The 2,705-nt window shown below is 71.8% G+C and carries 2 protein-coding genes and 1 tRNA gene; 2 read left to right on the top strand and 1 reads right to left on the bottom strand.

The genetic code is table 11. The features are described 5' to 3' along the window. Nucleotides 1-1,262: alpha/beta hydrolase family protein (locus tag ACYVE9_RS21935; protein ID WP_461029608.1), on the top strand; the 1,262-nt coding region annotated here is incomplete at its 5' end. A 511-nt stretch (nt 1,263-1,773) separates the two neighbouring features. Here ACYVE9_RS21935 and ACYVE9_RS21930 read toward each other — a convergent pair. Then, nucleotides 1,774-1,855: transfer RNA gene (locus tag ACYVE9_RS21930), tRNA-Tyr, on the bottom strand. Between the two features lie 185 nt (nt 1,856-2,040). Between ACYVE9_RS21930 and ACYVE9_RS21925 the strand changes: the two genes are divergently transcribed. Further along, nucleotides 2,041-2,529, top strand: coding sequence for a YajQ family cyclic di-GMP-binding protein (locus tag ACYVE9_RS21925; RefSeq protein WP_461029607.1), 489 nt, complete (start codon nt 2,041-2,043; stop codon nt 2,527-2,529). Nucleotides 2,530-2,705: the final 176 nt, after the last annotated feature.

The raw sequence follows: 2,705 nt of genomic DNA, 5'->3' as shown, positions 1-2,705 counted from the left end.
TCGTCGAACCGGGGGAGGGCGCCGGGGCCGTCGCCGCCGTGCTGCGGGCGCGCGGAGGCCGGGCACCAGGGCGGGCCCGGTGGTGGGTGGCCCTGCCTGCGTCGTTGCTCTGCCTGAGCCTGATCGCCGTGGGCCCGGTCACCGCGTGGGCACTGCCGGTGCCCGCGTTCCCCGACCCGACCGGCCCCTTCGCGGTGGGCACCCGGGTGCTCGAATGGACCGACACCGACCGGCCGGAGACCGCCACATCCGACACCGGCGACCGACGCACGGTCGTCACCCAACTCTGGTACCCGGCGCGCAAGGGTGCGACGGGCGACGCGCAACGGGCCCGGTACCTCGGCCGCACCCCGCAGGAGGCGGACGTCGTCGCCGACGGCCTCGCCGACTACGTCGGCGTGCCGGCATTCCTGCTCGACGGCGCCTCCCGGGCCCGCACGCACGCGGTGGCCGACGCGCCCGTCGTCGAGGGCGGCGGGCGCCTGCCGGTGGTGCTGTTCTCGCCGGGACTGGGCGGCGTCCGGACCCAGAACACCGCCTGGGCACAGGAACTCGCCAGCCACGGTTACGTCGTCGCCGCTGTGGACCACCCCTACGACTCGGCCGCGGTGGTGCTCGCGGACGGACGAACCGTACGTACGGAGGTGTCCGCCACCGGCGACGCCGACGAGGACGACAAACGGGCGGCGGCCTGGACCGCCGTTCGGGCCGACGACCTGAGCTTTGTACTCACCCAGTTGCAGCGCATCAGCCGCGGCGAGATCCCGGGCCCGCTCACGGCCCGGTTGGACACCGGCCGCGTCGCCGTCACCGGTCACTCCCTCGGCGGCGGTGCCGCGCTGCAAGCGGCCCGCCAGGACCGTCGGTTCGACGCCGTGATCAACCTGGACGGCTTCCCGCACGGTCCCGACCCGAAGCCGTACCCGCAGCCGGTACTCGCGCTCACCCAGGACATCACCGCGGACACCGACCCCGACTACCTCCCCCGCCTCACCCGCGTACTCGCCCGGAGCACCGCGACCAGCTACCGACTCACCGTCCCCGGAGCGGCCCACCTCACCTTCACCGACGCACCGCTCTACCTGCCGCCGGTGCCGTCGATCGTCGGCTCCCAGGACCGCACCGCCGGACCGCGCATCACCGCCGCCGCATCTCTCGCCTTCCTCGACACCACCCTGCGCGGCAAACCCGACCGCCTGGCCGAGACGCTGCCCACGTACGGCGACGTGACCGTCAACGGCCCCCGGAGCGACGACTCCTGACGAACCTGCCCTCGTCCCGTGCGGACCGGCCGAGGCGGCGGCTCCGCGCCAACGGGCAGCCGGGCGGTATTCGGGTGACCTCCCGGCGGGCTGCTCGGTCCGCGCGCCAACAGGGCCGTCTGCGGGTGGAAGGAGCCCTGTCACCTGAGCCCAGCAGGCATCGCGAAAGTGCCTGCCGACGAACGAGGACGAGCATGCTCTGACCGGAAGCAGAGCAGTGCCGAAGCCTGACCTGCCCCGCACCCGCGACCGGTGCTTGCCGGTCCACCGCACCGACGACCGCGCCGCGAGTCCCGGACTGCCGGGCGCGACGTCAGCGTCCACGCTCGTCAGGTGGCACACGGCAGACGGATCACTCGGCCTCGCAGTCGCCAGAGCCGACACGGCGAGGAGATGCGGTCGGCGGCCGCAGGCAAGTGCGGTGGGACAGGCTCGATGGCCCTTCCACGCGGCCACGACGAAGGGCCCGTGACCTGCTTTTCAGCAGGTCACGGGCCCTTCGTTATCCGTGTGGCGGCGCCAGGATTCGAACCTGGGAAGGCTGAGCCGGCAGATTTACAGTCTGCTCCCTTTGGCCGCTCGGGCACACCGCCTGGGATGGCTGCCGGGAGTCGTGCTCCGTGGCAACGGGGTAAACCATACCTGATGGCAGGGGGTGCCCCGCCACTCGGTTCTGGGCAGGCACGGCGGTGGGGGGCGCGGCTAGGCTGGCGGAGCGCGCGGCCCGCGGGGCGGGCCGTCACCCCTGATCACCCTACGTACGAGGAGCCAACTCACGATGGCCGACTCCAGTTTCGACATCGTCTCGAAGGTCGAGCGGCAGGAGGTCGACAACGCGCTCAACCAGGCCGGCAAGGAGATCTCGCAGCGGTACGACTTCAAGGGCGTGGACGCTTCCATCGCCTGGTCCGGCGAGCGGATCGAGATCCGGGCGAACTCCGAGGAGCGTGCCAACGCCGTTCTCGACGTGTTCCAGACCAAGCTGGTGAAGCGCGGGATCTCGCTCAAGGCGCTGGACTCCGGGGAGCCGCAGGCCTCCGGCAAGGAGTACAAGATCTTCTCCACCGTGAAGGAGGGCATCGCCCAGGACGACGCCAAGAAGGTCGCGAAGATCATCCGGGATGAGGGCCCCAAGGGCGTCAAGGCCCAGGTCCAGGGCGATGAGCTGCGGGTCAGTGCGAAGAGCCGGGACGCATTGCAGGAGGTCATCAGCCTGCTCAAGGGCAAGGACTTCGACTTCGCCCTGCAGTTCGTGAACTACCGCTGACCCGGTGACTACCGCTGACCCGGCGACCCCGCTGACTCGTTGAGCCGCTGGCTCGCCGAGCCGCCGAGATGCCGAGCCGCCGCGTCGTGGTTCGCCGGTTTCGCCTGTGCCTGCCCGCCGGTGCGTGGTGGGTGCCGGCTGACGGCTTCGGGCGGCGCCCCTCGGGAGGGGCGCCG

The sequence above is a fragment of the Streptomyces sparsus genome, from assembly GCF_054776295.1.
Note: the sequence above shows the minus strand (reverse complement) of the source record. Positions and strands in the feature narration are given on the sequence as shown.